The 17599-nt window shown below is 67.3% G+C and carries 14 protein-coding genes; 4 read left to right on the top strand and 10 right to left on the bottom strand.

The window, feature by feature from the left end; genetic code table 11:
* Positions 1-30: 30 nt before the first annotated feature.
* Positions 31-2391: an LPS-assembly protein LptD gene (locus WS64_RS13790; protein WP_060966679.1), complete on the bottom strand. Its 2361-nt coding sequence runs from the start codon at positions 2389-2391 to the stop codon at positions 31-33.
* Positions 2392-2613: 222 nt separating this feature from the next.
* Between WS64_RS13790 and WS64_RS13785 the strand changes: the two genes are divergently transcribed.
* On the top strand, positions 2614-3663 hold the full coding sequence (locus WS64_RS13785) for an aminoglycoside phosphotransferase family protein (RefSeq protein WP_060966678.1): 1050 nt from the start codon (positions 2614-2616) through the stop codon (positions 3661-3663).
* Positions 3664-3685: 22 nt separating this feature from the next.
* Positions 3686-4405 (top strand): N-acetylmuramate alpha-1-phosphate uridylyltransferase MurU, encoded by a 720-nt coding sequence (gene murU, locus WS64_RS13780; RefSeq protein WP_060966677.1) that lies wholly within the window; start codon positions 3686-3688, stop codon positions 4403-4405.
* 78 nt (positions 4406-4483) lie between these two features.
* Here murU and WS64_RS13775 read toward each other — a convergent pair whose 3' ends face one another.
* Positions 4484-6355: an ABCB family ABC transporter ATP-binding protein/permease gene (locus WS64_RS13775; protein ID WP_060314964.1), complete on the bottom strand. Its 1872-nt coding sequence runs from the start codon at positions 6353-6355 to the stop codon at positions 4484-4486.
* A 175-nt stretch (positions 6356-6530) separates the two neighbouring features.
* Here WS64_RS13775 and WS64_RS13770 point away from each other — a divergent pair, with 175 nt between their 5' ends.
* A complete protein-coding gene (locus WS64_RS13770; RefSeq protein ID WP_006485741.1) occupies positions 6531-6926 on the top strand; it encodes an acyl-CoA thioesterase in 396 nt (131 codons plus the stop codon).
* 33 nt (positions 6927-6959) lie between these two features.
* Here the strand turns inward: WS64_RS13770 and WS64_RS13765 are convergent, their stop codons facing one another.
* Complete coding sequence (locus tag WS64_RS13765; protein ID WP_059642940.1) at positions 6960-7442, bottom strand: nitrate reductase associated protein; 483 nt, start codon at positions 7440-7442, stop codon at positions 6960-6962.
* Between the two features lie 114 nt (positions 7443-7556).
* Here WS64_RS13765 and fdhD point away from each other — a divergent pair, with 114 nt between their 5' ends.
* Entirely contained in the window at positions 7557-8411 is an 855-nt protein-coding gene (gene fdhD / locus WS64_RS13760) for a formate dehydrogenase accessory sulfurtransferase FdhD (protein WP_155720426.1), read from the top strand.
* A gap of 49 nt (positions 8412-8460) precedes the next feature.
* On the opposite strand, the gene WS64_RS13755 is transcribed toward fdhD, so the two are convergent.
* The 7 genes from WS64_RS13755 to nudB form a co-directional block, all read right to left on the bottom strand.
* Positions 8461-9228 (bottom strand): enoyl-CoA hydratase, encoded by a 768-nt coding sequence (locus tag WS64_RS13755; RefSeq protein ID WP_060966676.1) that lies wholly within the window; start codon positions 9226-9228, stop codon positions 8461-8463.
* 91 nt (positions 9229-9319) lie between these two features.
* Complete coding sequence (locus tag WS64_RS13750; protein ID WP_059642934.1) at positions 9320-10519, bottom strand: acetyl-CoA C-acyltransferase; 1200 nt, start codon at positions 10517-10519, stop codon at positions 9320-9322.
* Positions 10520-10546: 27 nt separating this feature from the next.
* Positions 10547-12982 (bottom strand): 3-hydroxyacyl-CoA dehydrogenase/enoyl-CoA hydratase family protein, encoded by a 2436-nt coding sequence (locus WS64_RS13745; protein ID WP_059578752.1) that lies wholly within the window; start codon positions 12980-12982, stop codon positions 10547-10549.
* A gap of 112 nt (positions 12983-13094) precedes the next feature.
* On the bottom strand, positions 13095-14882 hold the full coding sequence (locus WS64_RS13740; protein ID WP_059578755.1) for an acyl-CoA dehydrogenase C-terminal domain-containing protein: 1788 nt from the start codon (positions 14880-14882) through the stop codon (positions 13095-13097).
* 57 nt (positions 14883-14939) lie between these two features.
* Positions 14940-15539 (bottom strand): TetR/AcrR family transcriptional regulator, encoded by a 600-nt coding sequence (locus WS64_RS13735; RefSeq protein ID WP_059578757.1) that lies wholly within the window; start codon positions 15537-15539, stop codon positions 14940-14942.
* 198 nt (positions 15540-15737) lie between these two features.
* Positions 15738-17012, bottom strand: coding sequence for a cardiolipin synthase ClsB (gene clsB / locus WS64_RS13730; RefSeq protein ID WP_060966675.1), 1275 nt, complete (start codon positions 17010-17012; stop codon positions 15738-15740).
* Positions 17009-17503, bottom strand: coding sequence for a dihydroneopterin triphosphate diphosphatase (nudB, locus tag WS64_RS13725; RefSeq protein WP_059578816.1), 495 nt, complete (start codon positions 17501-17503; stop codon positions 17009-17011). The genes clsB and nudB overlap by 4 nt, the downstream gene beginning before the upstream one ends.
* Between the last annotated feature and the right edge of the window lie 96 nt (positions 17504-17599).

Here is a 17599-nt window from a genome sequence, read left to right as displayed (position 1 = left end):
ATCGTGCTGACCGGTGCAGACATGCCGGCGTTACTCGTAGTTGCTGAAGCGGGACATCGGCGGCGGCGGCGGCGGCAACGGCGTGTAGCCCGGCACCCCGGCGCGGAATGCGGACACGAGGCCGTTGTCGATGGTCGACAAGCCCTTGAGCGTCAGCTGCATCATGAATCGCGTCGACGAGTTCTGCTGTCCCGACGTATTGATGCCGTTCGCGGCCCGCTGCACCCCGACCCCGAGCGCCCAGCAATCCGCGTCGTATTGTAAGCCGACCAGACCGTCGACCACGCGATCTCCGGCGAAGTCGTAGTTGAAGCGGCCGATCGCATACAGGCGGCGCGTGAGCGGCCACTGCGCGGACACCAGGAACTGGTTGATCGGCTGGTTGTCGAGCGTGGTGTTCGTGCGCGTATAACGGTAGCCGACGTTGATCACGCGGCGCTCGCCCGGGCTGTAGCCGAAACCGATACTCGACTTCACGAGCTGGTTGTTGTTCTGGTTGTACTGGAACGCCGTTTCCGACATGAAGCCCGAGCCGAGCTTCAGCGCGGCGCCGACGATCAGGTCCGAGTGGCGCGCCAGCACGGCGCTCTGCCCGGGCGTCAGCGTGACGCGCTGATCCGCGAAGTAGTACTGCTGCGCGATCACGAAGCGCGCGCGCTCGTCGCCGGTGCGCGGATCGATGAAGCGCGACGTGAGGCCGGCCGTGATCCGGTTCGCGTCGGCGATCCGGTCGTTGCCGACGAACGTGTTCGGCTGGTAGATCTCCGCGAGGCCGAAGTCCGATTCCGCGGTGTCGAACAGCGGCGCGTTCGACTGGTCGCGATACGGCGTGTACACGTAGTACAGGCGCGGCTCGAGGGTCTGGATGAAGTCCTGGCCGAACAGGCGCACCGAACGATCGAAGATCAGGCCCGTGTCGAAGCTCACGGTCGGGATCGACTCGGTGAAGCGCTTCGGGCTGTTCGGCGTGGTCGACGACAGGTAGTTCAGGTCGTACGACGCGAAGTGGTACTGGACCTTCGGCACGACGAAGTAGCCGGGCCCGTACACGCCGTACGAGATGTACGGATTGAAGACGATGCGGTCGCCTTCGGTCGCGTCGGCGGTCGTGATGCGGAACCGCGAATAATCGGCTTCCGCGCCGAAGTCGAAGCCGCCGACGTTGTACTTCGTGTACTTCACGTTCAACTGCGGCTCGCGGCTGTACGGCGCGATCGACGGCGGCAGCGTCTGCCAGTGCTGGTAGCGCGCGAGCACCGACCACGGGCCGTTGTTGTACGTAAGGCCGGCTTCCTGCTGGTACAGCGTCTGCGTCCCGTTGATGAACTGGTTCGCCGACCCGAGGTCTTCCGGATACGTGTTGTCCGAGACCTTGTTGTAATAGACGTAGCCGCCGAAACCGCCGCCGAAGTTCTGCTGGTGCTGCCAGTAGATCGCGTAGCGGTTGCGGTGCGCGAGCCGGTCGTCCGGCAGGTAATTGGCCGTGAACGTGCCCGAATACGACGGCGACAGATAGCGGAACGTCGCCTCGGCCATCACGCCGCGCCGCGAGATGATGCGCGGCGTGAGCGTCAGGTCGCGGTTCGGCGCGATGTTGAAGTAGTACGGCAGCGACAGCTCGAAGCCGTTGCTCGAGTTCACCGAGAACGTCGGCGGCAGCAGGCCGCTGCGCCGCTCGCCCGACAGCGGGAACGTCATCCACGGGCTCGCGAAGATCGGCACGCCCTGGAAGAACAGCACGCCGTTGCGCGCGGTGCCCTCGTCGGCGCCCGTATCGAAGTCGAAGCGGCTGCCCTTGATGTACCACGCGGGATTCGTCGCGCACTGGCATGCGGTGTACGTGCCGTTGACGAACACCGAGCGCTCGTTGTCGACCATGTCGACGCGCTCCGCGCTGCCCGACCCGCCCGTCACGTTGAAGTGATACTTCGGCGCGGTCATGAAGCCCTGGTTCGCCTCGACCTTCAGGTGCGCCTCGGGGCCCGCGAACGACGTGCCGCCGTTGATCACCTTGACCTGGCCGTACGCATCGGCCATGTCGGTATCCTGATCGTAGTGGATCGCGTCGGCCTTCACGATGGCATCGCCGCGCCGCAGCTCGGCGGAGCCCTTCGCGGCGAGATCCTGCTCGGCCGTGCCGCTCGTGTGGTCGGCGATCACGAAGGCGGCCGGCTTCGCGCCGTCCTTCAGCGGATGATCCTCGAGCTGGGGTGCGAGACGCAGATCCCACGGCGAGTCGAGCGGCTGCGGCTGCGCAGCGGCGCCCGACAGCTGCGCGTACGACACGGCCGGCACGAGGCCGGGCACGGCCAGGAGCGCGAGCGCGAGCCGCCGTTTGCGCGGCGCCCCGTCACCGGGGAAAACATTCGGGAATAGCGGTTTGGGCGGCATCTATCGTTTGGCGAATCGCCCCTTGTCAACCGCGCCTGCACGGCACCTTCGCGCGCGGCGGGCCGCGCCGTCGAGCCGCGACTGCGGCTCTTCGCAAACCGGGGAGGCGATCGGGCGGACGTCGCGACAGGCGCGGGCCTGCACGGCGGAAGCTGACGCGGGGCGCGTCAAAAAAGTCGTGGGGTATTATATGGCAAGACGTTCCCCCCTCCGCCGAGTTTCATGACGCCCCCATCCGCCGCATCCCAGCCCGACGCCCGCCTCGACGCGCTCACCGCGTGGCTGCGCCCGCTCGCCGGGCGCTACGCCCTCGATCTGTCGACCCTCGCGCCCGCGTCGTCGGACGCCAGTTTCCGCCGCTATTTCCGCGTCGCGTCCGCCGCGAGCCCCGGCGGCACGCTGATCGCCGTCGACGCGCCGCCGCCCGAGAAGTGCCGCGAATTCGTCCAGGTCGCGCAGTTGCTCGCCGCGGCCGGCGACCACGTGCCGGACGTGCTCGCCCACGATTTCGACGCGGGCTTCATGCTCGTGACGGACCTCGGCCGCACGTCGTACATCTCGGTGCTCGATCCGGCCGACCCGGCCGCCGCAAAACCGCTGATGCGCGCGGCGCTCGACGCGCTGATCCGCTTCCAGCTCACGTCGAAGCCCGACGTGCTGCCGCCGTTCGACGAAGCGTTCCTGCGCCGCGAAATGGAGCTGATGCCCGAATGGTTCGTCGGCCGCCACCTCGGCAAGCCCGTCACCGACGCGATGCGCGGCACGCTCGACCGCACGTTCGCGCTGCTGGTCGCGAGCGCGCACGCGCAGCCGCAAGGCTTCATGCTGCGCGACTTCATGCCGCGCAACCTGATGGTCTGCGAACCGAACCCGGGCGTGCTCGACTTCCAGGACGCCGTGTACGGGCCGCTGACGTACGACGTCGTGTCGCTGCTGCGCGACGCGTTCATCAGCTGGGACGAGGAATTCGAGCTCGACTGCTTCGCGTACTACTGGGAAAAGGCGAAAAAGGCCGGCCTGCCGGTCGATCCCGACTTCGGCGATTTCTACCGCCAGCTCGAATGGATGGGCCTGCAGCGCCACATCAAGATCCTCGGCCTGTTCGCGCGCATCAACTACCGCGACGGCAAGCCGCACTACCTGAACGACCTGCCGCGCTTCCTCACGTATGCGCGCAAGGTCGCGCTGCGCTATCGCCCGCTCGTGCCGTTCGCGAAGCTGCTCGACGAGCTCGAGGGCAACGCGCCGGCCGACGTCGGCTATACGTTCTGAGCGCCCCCACACCCAGTCGAACATGAGCACTCCCCTGACCACGGCGATGATCTTCGCCGCCGGACGCGGCGAACGGATGCGTCCGCTGACCGACACCTGCCCGAAGCCGTTGCTCGAAGCCGGCGGCAAGCCGCTGATCGTGTGGCAGATCGAGGCGCTCGCGCGTGCGGGCATCGACACGATCGTGATCAACCATGCGTGGCTCGGCGAACGGATCGAGGCCGCGCTCGGCGATGGTTCGCGCTGGGGCGTGCGGATCGCGTATTCGGCCGAAGGTGAAGCGCTGGAAACCGCCGGCGGCATCGCACAGGCGCTGCCGCTCATCGAGCGCGACGGCCAACCGGCGGTGTTCGCGGCCGTCAGCGGCGACGTGTACTGCGCCTTCGACTACCGGACGCTCGCGCCGCGCGCCGCCCGGATGGCCGCACTCGACACGCCGGCGATGCACCTCGTGATGGTGCCGAACCCGCCGTTCCACCCGGCCGGCGACTTCGCGCTCGGCGACGACGGCCGTCTCGCGCTCGACGGCGCCGCGCGCTTCACGTTCGGCAACATCGGCCTGTACGACACACGGATGTTCCGCGATCTCGCGCCCGGCACGCGGCGCGCGCTGACGCCGTACTACCGCGCGGCGATCGAGGCCGGCCACGCGAGCGGCGAACTGTACGAAGGCATCTGGGAGAACGTCGGCACGCCCGCGCAGCTCGGCGAGCTCGACGCGCGCCTGCGCGCCGCGGGCTGAGCTGAGCCGACGGACGGCCGCGCACCGTCGTGCCGGCCGCCCGCTGCGCGCCGCCGCACGCAGCACACCCGCAAGCCGTTACGCGGCCTCGGCCTCTTCCCCGCCGGCTGCCGCGCGCTGCTGCTGCAGCGCCCACATCTGCGCATACAGCCCGTCGGCGCGCACGAGTTCGTCGTGCGTGCCGCGCTCGACGATCCGCCCGTGATCCATCACGAGAATCTGCTGCGCGTGCACGACCGTCGACAGCCGGTGCGCGATCACGAGCGTCGTGCGATGCCGCGCGATCTGGTCGAGTTCGTGCTGGATCGCGCGTTCCGAGCGCGAATCGAGCGCCGACGTCGCTTCGTCGAACAGCAGCACCGGCGGATCCTTCAGCAGCGTGCGCGCGATCGCGACGCGCTGCTTCTCGCCGCCCGACAGCTTCAGCCCGCGCTCGCCGACCGGCGTGTCATAGCCCTTCGGCAAGCTCTCGATGAAATCGTGGATGTGCGCGGCGCGCGCGGCCGCGACCACCTCGTCGCGGCTCGCCGTCGGCCGGCCGTACGCGATGTTGTAGTAGATCGAGTCGTTGAACAGCACGGTGTCCTGCGGCACGATCCCGATCGACGCGCGCAGCGATTCCTGCGTGACGTCGCGAATGTCCTGCCCGTCGATCCGGATCGCGCCGCCCGTCTGCCGGTCGAGATCGTAGAAGCGGAACAGCAGCCGCGACAGCGTCGATTTCCCCGAACCGCTGTGGCCGACTACCGCGGTCGTCGTGCCGGCCTCGATCGTAAAGGTCACGTCGTGCAGGATCGGCCGCGACGGCTCGTACGCGAAGTTCACGTGCTCGAAGCGCACCTGCGCGCCGGCCACCGCGAGCGGCGGCGCATCCGGCCGGTCGGCCACTTCCTTCGGCGCCGACAGCAGCCCGAACATCCGATCCATGTCGGTGAGGCTCTGCTTCAGCTCGCGATAGACGACGCCCAGGAAATTCAGCGGGATGTACAGCTGCAGCATGAACGTGTTGATCAGCACGAGATCGCCGAGCGTCAGCTTCCCCGCGAGCACGCCCTGTGTCGCGCGCCACAGGATGAACACGAGCCCCGTGCCGATGATCGCCTGCTGGCCGAAGTTCAGCACCGACAGCGAGTTCTGCGAGCGGATCGCGGCCTTCCGGTAGCGCTTCAGGTTCTCGTCGTAGCGCTGCGCCTCCCACTCCTCGTTGCCGAAGTACTTCACCGTCTCGTAGTTGATCAGCGAATCGATCGCCCGCGAGTTCGCGCGCGAATCGAGCTCGTTCATCGTGCGGCGGAAGTGCGTGCGCCAGTTGGTGACCTTCACGGTGAACACGATGTACGTGACGAGCGCCGCGAACGTCACGTACGCGTAGTACGCCTCGTACTTGACCACGAAGAAGCCGAGCACGAGCCCGACCTCGACGAGCGTCGGCAGGATGCTGTACAGCGAATACGAAATCAGTTGCTGGATGCCGCGCGTGCCGCGCTCGATGTCGCGCGACATGCCGCCCGTCTGGCGTTCGAGATGAAACCGCAGCGACAGCCCGTGCAGGTGCCGGAACACCTGCAGCGCGAGCTGGCGCACCGCGCTCTCCGTGACCTTCGAGAACAGGATCTCGCGCAGCTCGGTAAAGAGCGACGTCGACAGCCGCACGAGCGCGTACGCGACGACCAGCAGCCCGACGCCGCCCGCGAGCACGATCCCGGCCGACTGCTCGGCCCGGCCGAGCGCGGTGAGCTGCTGCACGGCGGACAGGTGGTCGACGATGCGCTTCATCACGACCGGCACGCCGAGGTTCGCGACCTTCGCGCCGATCAGGCAGCCGAGCGCGAGCGCGACGCGCCATTTGTAGGTGGTCAGGTACGGCAGCAGCGACCGGATCGTCTGCCAGTCGTTGCGGGGCCCGGTCGAAGCCGGCGCGGGCTCGCCGGAAGCGGGAAATCGGCGCATGGGGAAAAGGTCCTGCGGCGATGCCGGACGCGCGTATCGACGGCCGGCTCGCGCGCTTTCTCGTACAATTTGCGAACGTTGTATTGTCGCAGAAGCCGCTTCGCGCCGCTGCCGGCGGCCTTGCCGGCCGGCCTGCGCGCGGCGGCCCATTTATTACAGGATGAAAGCCCCCGCCATGACCGATTCGACCCTCGAACTCCCGCAGAAGCAGCCCGCGCTGCGCGTCGTCCCGCAACCGCACGACGCGAACGTTCACGGCGACGTGTTCGGCGGCTGGATCATGTCGCAGGTCGACATCGCCGGCTCGATCCCCGCGAGCCAGCGCGCGAACGGCCGCGTCGCGACGGTCGCGGTCAACTCGTTCGTGTTCAAGCAGCCGGTATTCGTCGGCGATCTGCTGAGCTTCTACGCCACCATCATGCGCACCGGCAACACGTCGATCACGGTCGACGTCGAGGTGTACGCGCAGCGCATGCGCCTGATGGGCGAAGTCGTGAAGGTCACCGAAGCGACGCTCACCTACGTCGCGACCGGCCCGGACCGCAAGCCGCGGCAACTGCCGCCGCTCTGACGCGGGCACGCGCCGCGGCGCGGCAGGCGGCCGTCAGTGCGTGGCCGTCAGCCCGAACTCCCGCATCGCGGGCAGGAAATCGTGATTCAGCTTCGGCTTGCGCGACAGCTTCACCAGCACGTAGCGCTGGAACGGCGCGAGCCGCTGCCACTGCGCGAGCGCGGGCGCCGGCAGCCCGGCCAGCGCGCTTTGCTGAACGAGCGACTCCGGCACCGTGTCGACGTCGCGCCAGGCCGGCTGCTCGTCCGGCTGAAACCATGACGGCTCCAGATCGGCGTGCGTGCGCAGCATTTCGAACAACGCATGATCGAAGTTGGGCTCGATCGCGGTGTCGTCGTCGGCCGGGAAGCGCGCGAGCAGCTTGCGGTCCTCGAGCGGCAGCAGTTGCCACTGTTCGAGCGAAATCCGCAGCCCGAAGCGGTCGAGATTGAAACGCACGATCATCGGGATGTACGTGAAGTTTTCCGACGAATCGTGTTCGAAGTTGAAGAGCAACGGAGCGTCGCTGAGTCCCATGGTCGTTACCTGACGTGGCGGATGCCGGCGCGGCCGGCTTGCCTGGGGTATTTTAGAACCTCTGCGCGCGGGCGGCGGCACGATCGTCGCCGGCCGTGCGTCGAATCAACGGGAGTGCTCGTGAATCCGACCCAATCAGACGATCCGCGCGACGCGTTGCGCGATGAGCCGCGCGGCGCGATCGAGCTGCCCGTGAGCCGCACGCGCGGCGGCGCGGTCGAAACCGCGCACGACTTCGTCGGCCAGGAATGGCCGGTCGCGCTCGTCTTCAACGGCATCTCGCACGCGGTGATGATGTGTACGCCATGCGACCTCGAAGCGTTCGCGGTCGGCTTCGCGATCTCGGAGGGAATCGTCGCGCGCGGCAGCGACATCAAGGACATCGAGGTGATCCTGCACGCCGACGCGCCGTTGCCGCACGCGGAAGTCCACCTGGAAGTCGTCCAGCAGGCGTTCGCCGCGCTGAAGGACCGCCGCCGCGCGCTCGCCGGGCGCACGGGCTGCGGCGTGTGCGGCATCGAAAGCATCGACCTGCTCGATCTCGCGCCCGAACGCGTGCCCGATACCGGCTTTCTCGCGCGCCTCGCGCCCGATGCGCTGGCGCGCGCCGCGCATGCGCTGCCGGCGCATCAGGCGCTGACGAAACTGACCGGCGGCCTGCATGCGGCCGCGTGGTGCGACGCAACAGGCGCGATCCGCGCGGCCTTCGAGGATGTCGGCCGCCACAATGCGCTCGACAAGCTGATCGGCTCGCTCGTGCTGTCGCGTGCCGATACCACCGACGGCTTCGTGTTCCTGTCGAGCCGCGCGAGCTATGAGCTGGTACGCAAGGCCGCACGGGTCGGCATCCCGCTGGTCGCGACCATCTCCGCGCCGTCGTCGCTCGCGATCGAGATCGCGAAGGCGGCCGGCTTGCGGCTCGTCAGCTTCTGCCGCGAAACGGGCCACGTCGACTACGGCACGGCCTGATCGCGGTCGAAGCCGCGCCGGCAAGCCACCGCCGGCGCGGCCTGCCAGGTCAGTCGAACTGACGGAAATCCGGCTTGCGCTTCTCGAAGAACGCCGTCATCGCCTCGCGCGCTTCCGGCGCGCGCAGCATCGCCGAGAAATGGCGCGCTTCCTCGGCCATCCGCGCGGGCGTCGCCACGCCGCCCGTCTCCTTGAGCAGCGCCTTCGTCACACGCAGCGATGCCGCCGGCAGCGCCGCCAGCTTCGCCGCCTGCTTCGCCGCGAACGCGTCGAGCTCGGCCGCCGGCAGCACGCGGTTCACGATGCCGATCCGGTGCGCTTCCAGCGCGTCGAACGCCTCGCCGAGCAGCAGCTTCTCGGCGGCGACCTGATGGCCGGTCAGGCGCGGCAGCAACGCGCTCGACGCGGCTTCCGGGCACAGCCCGAGCTGCACGAAAGGCAGCGAGAACGTCGCGGTGTCGGCCGCGTAGACCAGATCGCAGTGCAGCAGCATCGTCACGCCGACGCCGACCGCGATGCCCGGCACGGCCGCCACGATCGGCTTGCTCGCGCTGCTGATCCGCGCCAGGAACTGGAAGACCGATGCCGAATCGTCCGTCGGCGGCGACTTCAGGAAATCCTCGAGATCGTTGCCCGCGCTGAAATTGCCGTCGCTGCCGCGCAGCAGGATCACGCGCGTCGCCTTGTCTTCCTGCGCGTCGGCGAGCGCGTCGGCCATCGTCTGGTACATCGCCGCCGTCAGCGCATTCTTCTTCGCCGGGCGCGCGATCGTGATCGTCATCACGCCGTCGGCGCGTTCCACTTGAATGTCGGCCACAACCGTCTCCTTTGACTGTCTCTACCGGAATGAAAAAACGGTGCGCGAGCTCGTGGCCCGCGCACCGTCGTCGCTTTTATCCGCGCCTCGCTTACAGGCGCTCGATGATGCCCGCGGCGCCCATGCCGGTGCCGACGCACATCGTGACCATCCCGTACTTCAGGTTGCGGCGGCGCAGGCCGTGCACGACGGTCGCCGCGCGGATTGCGCCGGTCGCGCCGAGCGGGTGGCCCAGTGCGATCGCGCCGCCCATCGGGTTGACCTTCGACGGATCGAGGCCGAGGTCGCGCATCACCGCCAGCGATTGCGCGGCGAACGCTTCGTTCAGTTCGATCCAGTCGAGATCGTCCTGTTTCAGGCCGGCGGCCTTCAGCGCGGCCGGAATCGCTTCCTTCGGACCGATGCCCATGATTTCCGGCGGCACGCCACGCACCGCGAAGCTCACGAAGCGCGCGAGCGGCGTCAGGTTGAATTGCTTGAGCACCTTCTCCGACACGACGAGCAGCGCACCCGCGCCGTCCGACGTCTGCGAGCTGTTGCCGGCCGTGACCGAGCCCTTGTTCGCGAACACCGTGCGCAGCTTCGCGAGGCCTTCGAGCGACGTATCCGCGCGCGGACCTTCGTCGAGCTTGATTTCGCGCGTCTTCACGTCGACCTCGCCGGTCGCGAGGTTCGGGAAACGCTCGGTGATCGTGTACGCCGCGATTTCGTCGCCGAACTCGCCGGCCTGCTGCGCGGCGAGCGCCTTGCGGTGCGACTCGACCGAGAACGCGTCCTGGTCCTCGCGGCTCACCTTCCACTGCTCGGCGACGCGCTCGGCCGTCAGGCCCATCCCGTACGCGATGCCGAAGTCTTCGCTGCGATCGAAGATGTGCGGCGACATCGACGGCTTGTTGCCCATCATCGGCACCATGCTCATCGATTCGCAGCCGCCCGCGAAGATCGCATCCGATTCGCCGACGCGGATGCGGTCCGCCGCCATCGCCAGCGCGGTGATGCCCGACGCGCAGAAGCGGTTGACCGTCACGCCGCCGACCGTCTGCGGCAGGCCCGCCAGCAGCGCGCCCATGCGCGCGACGTTCAGGCCCTGCTCCGCTTCCGGAATCGCGCAGCCGATGATCGCGTCCTCGATCACCTTCGTGTCGAGGCCGGGCACCTGAGCGACCGCCGACTTGATCGCGTGAACCAGCAGCTCGTCGGGGCGCGTGTTCTTGAAGACACCGCGCGGGGCCTTGCCGATCGGCGTGCGGCTGGCGGCGACGATGTATGCGTCTTGCAGTTGTTTGCTCATTTGAAACTCCTTGCCTTATCCGCTCGCTCAGTTACGCACCGGCTTGCCGGTCTGCAACATGCCCATGATCCGTTCCTGCGTCTTCTGCGTGCCGAGCAGCTCGACGAACGCGCGACGCTCCAGCGCGAGCAGCCATTCTTCGTCGACGAGGCTGCCGGCTTCGACGTCGCCGCCGCACACGGCTTCGGCGATGCGGCTCGCGATCAGATAGTCGTGGTCGCTGATGAAGCGGCCGTCACGCATGTTGACGAGCGACGCCTTGATCGTCGCGATCGCCGAGCGGCCCGCGACCGGCACGTCCTTCGCGCGCAGCGGCGCGCGGTAGCCGGTGGCGGCCAGCGCACGCGCTTCCTTCTTCGCGGTGTCGAGCAGTTCGAACACGTTGAAGACGATCGTGTCGGACGGCTTCACGTAGCCCATCGCACGCGCGTCGTGCGCGGACGACGACACCTTCGCCATCGCCGCGTTCTCGAACGACTTCGTGACGAACTTCAGGATGTCGGTGGTCGCGTTCGCGGCCGTCGCGGCTTCCGCTGCGCGCAGTGCCGCTTCCTTCAGGCCGCCGCCGGCCGGCACGAGGCCGACGCCCACTTCGACGAGGCCGATGTAGCTCTCGACGTGCACGACGCGCTTCGCGCTGTGCAGCATCAGCTCGCACCCGCCGCCGAGCGCGATGCCCGACACGGCCGCGACGACCGGCACGTTCGCGTACTTCACGCGCAGCATGCCTTCCTGGAACTTCTTCACGAACGGCTCGATGCCCTTCGCGCCGCCCATCATGAACGCGGGCATCGCCTCTTCGAGGTTCGCGCCGGCCGAGAACGGGCCGCCCGGCGTGCCGAGCTTCAGCGACGTCGGCTGCCAGATCACCACGCCCTTGTAGTCCTTCTCCGCGAGTTCGATCGCCTGCACGAGGCCGTCGATCACGCTCGGTCCGATCGTGTTCATCTTCGACTTGAACGACACGATCACGACGTCGTCCTCGCCGGCACGGTCGTCGACCCACGCGCGCACCGCGTCGGTTTCGAACAGCGTCTTGCCGTACGTCTTCGGGTCGGCGCCGGCTTCGCCGACGAGCGGCGCACGGAACACCTGCTTGTCGTACACGGCCAGGTCCGAACGCGGCACGAAACGCTTGGCGGCCGGCGCCCACGAGCCTTCGGCCGTGTGCACGCCGCCCTTCTCGGCGACCGGGCCTTCGAGCACCCACGACGGCAGCGGCACGTTCGCGAGCGCCTTGCCGGCCGCGATGTCTTCCTGCACCCACTCGGCGACCTGCTTCCAGCCGGCGGCCTGCCAGCCTTCGAACGGGCCTTCGTTCCAGCCGAAGCCCCAGCGGATCGCGAGATCGACGTCGCGCGCGTTGTCGGCGATCGATTCGAGATGCACGCCGATGTAATGGAACACGTCGCGGAAGATCGACCACAGGAACTGCGCGTGCGGATGGTTCGTCTCGCGCAGCAGCTTCAGGCGTTCCGCCGGCGGACGCTTCAGGATGCGGCCGACCGTTTCGTCCGCCTTCGCGCCCGAGTCGACGTAGGTGCCCGTCTTCGCGTCGAGCACCTTGATCGCCTTGCCTTCCTTCTTGTAGAACCCGCCGCCCGTCTTCTGGCCGAGCGCGCCCTGCTTCACCAGCTCGGCGAGCACGGCGGGCGTCTGGTAGACCGGGAAGAACGGATCGTCGGCGAGGTTGTCCTGCATCGTCTTGATCACGTGCGCCATCGTGTCGAGGCCGACCACGTCCGCGGTGCGGAACGTCGCCGACTTCGCGCGGCCGAGGCGGCTGCCCGTCAGGTCGTCGACTTCGTCGAAGCGCAGGCCGAACTTCGCGGCCTCGGTGATCACCGCGAGGATCGAGAAGATGCCGACGCGGTTCGCGATGAAGTTCGGCGTGTCCTTCGCGCGCACGACGCCCTTGCCGACGACGCTCGTCAGGAAGGTTTCGAGCTGGTCGAGGATTTCCGGGCGCGTATGCGCGGTCGGGATCAGCTCGACGAGGTGCATGTAGCGCGGCGGGTTGAAGAAATGCACGCCGCAGAAGCGCGCCTTCAGCTCGTCCGAGAAACCTTCGGACAGCTTCGTGATCGACAGGCCCGACGTGTTGGTCGCGAAGATCGCGTGCGAGGCGATGTGCGGTGCGACCTTCTTGTACAGGTCGTGCTTCCAGTCCATCCGCTCGGCGATCGCCTCGATCACGACGTCGCATTCGGCGAGCTTCGCGATGTCGTCCTCGTAGTTCGCCGCTTCGAGATACTTCGCGTCGTCCTTCACGCCGAACGGCGCGGGCGACAGCTTCTTCAGGTTCTCGATCGCCTTCAGCGCGATCGCGTTTTTCGGGCCTTCCTTGGCCGGCAGGTCGAACAGCAGCACCGGCACGCGCGCGTTGACGAGGTGCGCGGCGATCTGCGCGCCCATCACGCCGGCGCCCAGCACGGCGACCTTGCGAATCAGGAAATTGCTCACGGGATGTCTCCGGATAGTGTCGTGCAGCGCGGAATATGGGGGCTGCACGGCGAAGTGAGTACCAGAACCGTTGCGTTCGGGCGGCGCGCGGCGCGCACCGCCCGGACTTGGATCAGAACAGCGATTCGTCGACTTCCATCAGCGTCTTCGAACCGGCGCGCGCGGCGCGGATCGTCGATGCCGTTTCGGGCAGCAGGCGCGCGAAGTAGAAGCGGGCGGTGGCGAGCTTCGACTTGTAGAACGGATCGCCCGACGCTTCGTTGTCGAGCGCGATGCGCGCCATGCGCGCCCAGAAGTACGAGAACACCAGGTGGCCGACGGTGCGCAGGTACGGCACGGCCGCGGCGCCGACTTCGTCCGGGTTCTGCATCGCCTTCATGCCGATTTCCATCGTCAGCTTCTGCACCTTTTCACCGATGTCGGCGAGCGGGTTGATGAACTCGGCCATCTCGGGCTTCACGCCTTCGGCTTCCGCGAATTCGGTCACGAGCTTGCCGAACTTCTTCAGCTTCGCGCCCATGTCGCCGAGCACCTTGCGGCCCAGCAGGTCGAGCGACTGGATCGAGTTCGTGCCTTCGTAGATCATGTTGATCCGCGCGTCGCGCACGTACTGCTCCATGCCCCACTCGGAGATGAAGCCGTGGCCGCCGTAGATCTGCATCGCATGGTTCGTGCACTCGAACGCGTTGTCGGTCAGGAACGCCTTGATGATCGGCGTGAGCAGCGCGACGAGGTCGGCCGCTTCCTTGCGCACCGCTTCGTCGGCGTGCGACAGCTCCTTGTCGATCTGCAGCGCGGACCAGTACGTGAATGCGCGCGCGCCTTCCGCGTAGGCCTTCTGCGTGAGCAGCATGCGGCGCACGTCCGGATGCACGATGATCGGATCGGCCGGCTTGTCCGGCGCCTTCGGGCCGGTCAGCGAACGCATCTGCAGGCGTTCCTTCGCGTACGTCAGCGAGTTCTGGTACGCGACTTCCGTGAGGCCGAGGCCCTGCATGCCGACACCCAGACGCGCGGCATTCATCATCACGAACATCGCGTTCAAGCCCTTGTTCGGCTCGCCGACCATCCAGCCCTTCGCACCGTCGAGGTTCATCACGCACGTCGAGTTGCCGTGGATGCCCATCTTGTGCTCGATCGAGCCGCACTTGATGCCGTTGCGCTCGCCGGGCTCGCCCGAAGCGTCCGGAATGAACTTCGGCACGATGAACAGCGAGATCCCCTTCGTGCCTTGCGGCGCGTCCGGCAGGCGCGCGAGCACGAGGTGGACGATGTTCTTCGACATGTCGTGCTCGCCGCTCGAGATGAAGATCTTCGTGCCGCTGATCGAGTACGAGCCGTCGCCGTTCGGTTCGGCCTTGGTGCGCAGGATGCCGAGATCGGTGCCGCAGTGCGGCTCGGTCAGGCACATCGTGCCGGTCCATTCGCCCGACACGAGCTTCGGCAGGTATTGCTGCTGCAGTTCCGGCGCGCCGTGCGCGTGCAGGCATTCGTACGCGCCGTGCGACAGGCCCGGATACATCGTCCAGGCCTGGTTCGCCGAGTTCAGCATTTCGTAGAGTGCGTTGTTCACGAACGCGGGCAGGCCCTGGCCGCCGTAGTCCGGATCGCAGCCGAGCGCCGGCCAGCCGGCCTCGACGTATTGCCGGTAGGCCTCCTTGAAGCCGGTCGGGGTCTTCACGACGCCGTCGCCTTCATACGTGCAGCCTTCGCGGTCACCGACCTGGTTCAGCGGGAACAGTACCTCGGAGCAGAACTTGCCCGCTTCCTCGAGGACCTGGTTGATCGTGTCGGCGTCGAGGTCCGCATGCTTGGGCATTTGCTTGACTTCGGCTTCGACGTTCAGAAGCTCGTGCAACACGAATTGCATGTCGCGCAGCGGCGCGGCGTACTGTCCCATGACTCTCTCCAAAGGTGGGCAAACGGCTCGAGCTCCTGGCGGGCGGGTCACGCGCCGCTAACGGCTCTCGCTCTGATACGAAACAATCGTCTTTTCCAGCGCGGCCCACGTGAGGCGCACGGCGTCCGGCGAATGCAGGAAGCGTGCGTCGTGATGCAGGCCGAGCGTGAAGCTGTACAACTCGAAGAGCATCAATTCCGGATCCGTATCCGCGCGCAGATGCCCTTCTTCCATCGCCTGCGAAATGGCGCGCAGCAACGCGGCACGCCAGGCGGTCACGCTCGCGATCAACTGTTCGCGCACGGGGCTGTCCGGCCGGTCGTCGTACTCCACCGCGCCGCTGATGTAGATGCACCCGGTCGTCACCTCCTGGATGCGCTTCTCCATCCAGCGCGCCAGCATTGCCCGAAGACGCGGCAGACCGCGCGCCTCGCGCAGGCTCGGAAAGAACACCTCGTTCTCGAAACGATGGTGGTACTCGCGGACGACCTCGACCTGCAGGTCCTCGCGCGATCCGAAGTGCGCGAACACGCCGCTCTTGCTCATCTGCATGCGCTCGGCCAGCAGGCCGATCGTCAGCCCCTCCAGCCCGTCACGGCTGGCGAGGTCCAAAGCAGCTTCGAGTATCGCGGCACGCGTCTGTTCGCCTTTTCGCATAGCTATTTCTGTAACCGTTCGGGGGTTCGAATAAAATCGAACGGCCGTACTATTATTGAGTGCGGCCGCTCGCGAAACAAGGAAATTATTAGAAACCGGTGTCTAACCGAGCCGCTATTTTGCGCGATTCCGGCGGGACCGGAGCGGCTTTTCCGCACGAACGTGCGGACGGATTTTGAAGTGAATGCTTAGTCTGCGTCAGTCGTAACCGCCGACCGTCAGCGCCTTCATCACGACACGATAGGTCGTGTACGCGAGCCAGCTCAGCAGCCGCTCGATGCGCGGGCGCGCGGCGTAGTGCGCGGCGTCGATCTCGCGCCCTTCGGCGAACGCGGTGGCGATCGCGTCGCGCAACTGGTTCGTGACTGCATCGTAGCGCACCAGCACGACGTTCGCTTCATTGTTCAGCATCAGGCTCAGCGCGTCCAGATTCGACGAGCCGACCGTCGCCCAGTTGTCGTCGATCACGGCGACCTTGCCGTGCAGGATCGTCTTGTCGTATTCGGCGACGCGCACGCCCGCGCGCAACAGCGAGTGATACAGGAACGGCACGGCCGTATCGAGCGCCGTGAACTCCTTGCGGCCGATCAGCACCTGCACGTCGACGCCGCGGCGGGCCGCGCCCGTCAGCGCGCGGCGCAGCTTGCGGCCCGGCATGAAGTACGGATTCGCGAGCAGGATCCGCTGGCGCGCCTGGCCGATCGCCGCGAGATACGCCTTCTCGATCGCGCGGCGGTTCACGACGTTGTCGCGCGCGACGAACGCGACGCTCGGCTCCGTCACGACCCGCAGCGCGCCGGCCTTGATCCACCGGTGGCTGCGCATCCAGCGCCGGAACATGTCCGGGAACGCTTCGCCGCCGTGCAGCCCGGCCGCGTACTGCGCGTACGGCTTGTGGCCGAACTGGATCCTGTGCCACTGCAGCTCGAACGCGGCGTGCACGTCGGACACCGCGGGCCCAGCCATCTCGACCGCGAAATCCCAGCGCGGGAACGGCAGCGTCGCGCTGCCCTGCGTGTAGTCGTCGACGATGTTGATGCCGCCGCAGAACGCGACCGCGTGATCGACCACCGCGAGCTTGCGGTGCGTGCGCGAGAAGCCGAAGCGGCCGAACAGGTAGCGGTTGTAGATGCAGTGCTCGACACCGGCCTCGGCCCACGTGTCGAACAGCGGCAGGCGGGCGGTGCCGATGCCGTCGGTGATCACGCGCACGCGCACGCCGCGCCGCGCCGCGCGGATCAGCGCGTCCGACACCGGCCGGCCGGCCGCGTCGTCGCAGAAGATGTAGGTTTCGAGCATCACCTGCTCGCGGGCGGCATCGATCCGATCGATCAGCGCCTGGAAGAATTCGCCGCCGGTTTCGCACAGTCGCACGGTGTTGCCGGCCGTAAACGCGAGCCGCGATGCGGAGCCGCGCTCCTGCAGGAACATCTGCCGCAATTGCGCGAAGCGCTTGCGGGTCTCCGCATTCATGCGGACGAGCCGTGCGGCGCGCGCGCGAGCGCCACGCGTACGGGCAATTGCAGAATCGCCTCGGCGTTCGACGGCGAGAAACAGCGCGCGGCCGCCTCGCGGAACGGCAGCCACGCGTGATCGACGTGCTCGCGCGGCGACAGCGTCACGTCGACGCGATGCGGCACGCACAGCCCGAACCAGTGCTCGACGTTGCGCGTGACGCCCGGCGCATAGCGGTGCAGGTATTGCGGATAGATCGTGTATTCGATCCGGTGATGCCAGTCGACGAGCGCGCTGGCCGGCACGTCGGGCGTGCCGACCGCGATGCCGGTTTCCTCGGCTACTTCGCGCGCGGCGGTGAGCGCGAGCGGCTCGTCGAGCGCGTCCTTCGAGCCGGTGACCGATTGCCAGAAATCGGGCTGGTCGGCACGCTTGATCACGAGCACGTCGAGGTCGGGCGTGTAGATCACGACGAGAACGGATTCAGGGATTTTCGGCGGCTTCGTCATCTTGGTTTCATGCGGCACGAGGCCGTGCGTCGACCCTGTGCCCCGAACGTGCGGCAAGTGCTGCGACTGTACCGCAAAAAATGAAAAAGGCGCATC

It is taken from the genome of Burkholderia anthina (genome assembly GCF_001547525.1).
Classification (GTDB): domain Bacteria; phylum Pseudomonadota; class Gammaproteobacteria; order Burkholderiales; family Burkholderiaceae; genus Burkholderia; species Burkholderia semiarida.
Note: the sequence above shows the minus strand (reverse complement) of the source record. Positions and strands in the feature narration are given on the sequence as shown.

Excerpts from the sequence above, each read along its gene's own strand:
- WS64_RS13740 (WP_059578755.1), bottom strand. The coding sequence starts at position 14,882 with ATGGGACAGTACGCCGCGCCGCTGCGCGACATGCAATTCGTGTTGCAC.
- WS64_RS13735 (WP_059578757.1), bottom strand. The coding sequence starts at position 15,539 with ATGCGAAAAGGCGAACAGACGCGTGCCGCGATACTCGAAGCTGCTTTG.
- murU (WP_060966677.1), top strand. The coding sequence starts at position 3,686 with ATGAGCACTCCCCTGACCACGGCGATGATCTTCGCCGCCGGACGCGGC.
- WS64_RS13750 (WP_059642934.1), bottom strand. The coding sequence starts at position 10,519 with ATGAGCAAACAACTGCAAGACGCATACATCGTCGCCGCCAGCCGCACG.
- WS64_RS13785 (WP_060966678.1), top strand. The coding sequence starts at position 2,614 with ATGACGCCCCCATCCGCCGCATCCCAGCCCGACGCCCGCCTCGACGCG.
- clsB (WP_060966675.1), bottom strand. The coding sequence starts at position 17,012 with ATGAATGCGGAGACCCGCAAGCGCTTCGCGCAATTGCGGCAGATGTTC.
- WS64_RS13775 (WP_060314964.1), bottom strand. The coding sequence starts at position 6,355 with ATGCGCCGATTTCCCGCTTCCGGCGAGCCCGCGCCGGCTTCGACCGGG.
- WS64_RS13765 (WP_059642940.1), bottom strand. The coding sequence starts at position 7,442 with ATGGGACTCAGCGACGCTCCGTTGCTCTTCAACTTCGAACACGATTCG.
- WS64_RS13790 (WP_060966679.1), bottom strand. The coding sequence starts at position 2,391 with ATGCCGCCCAAACCGCTATTCCCGAATGTTTTCCCCGGTGACGGGGCG.
- nudB (WP_059578816.1), bottom strand. The coding sequence starts at position 17,503 with ATGACGAAGCCGCCGAAAATCCCTGAATCCGTTCTCGTCGTGATCTAC.
- WS64_RS13770 (WP_006485741.1), top strand. The coding sequence starts at position 6,531 with ATGACCGATTCGACCCTCGAACTCCCGCAGAAGCAGCCCGCGCTGCGC.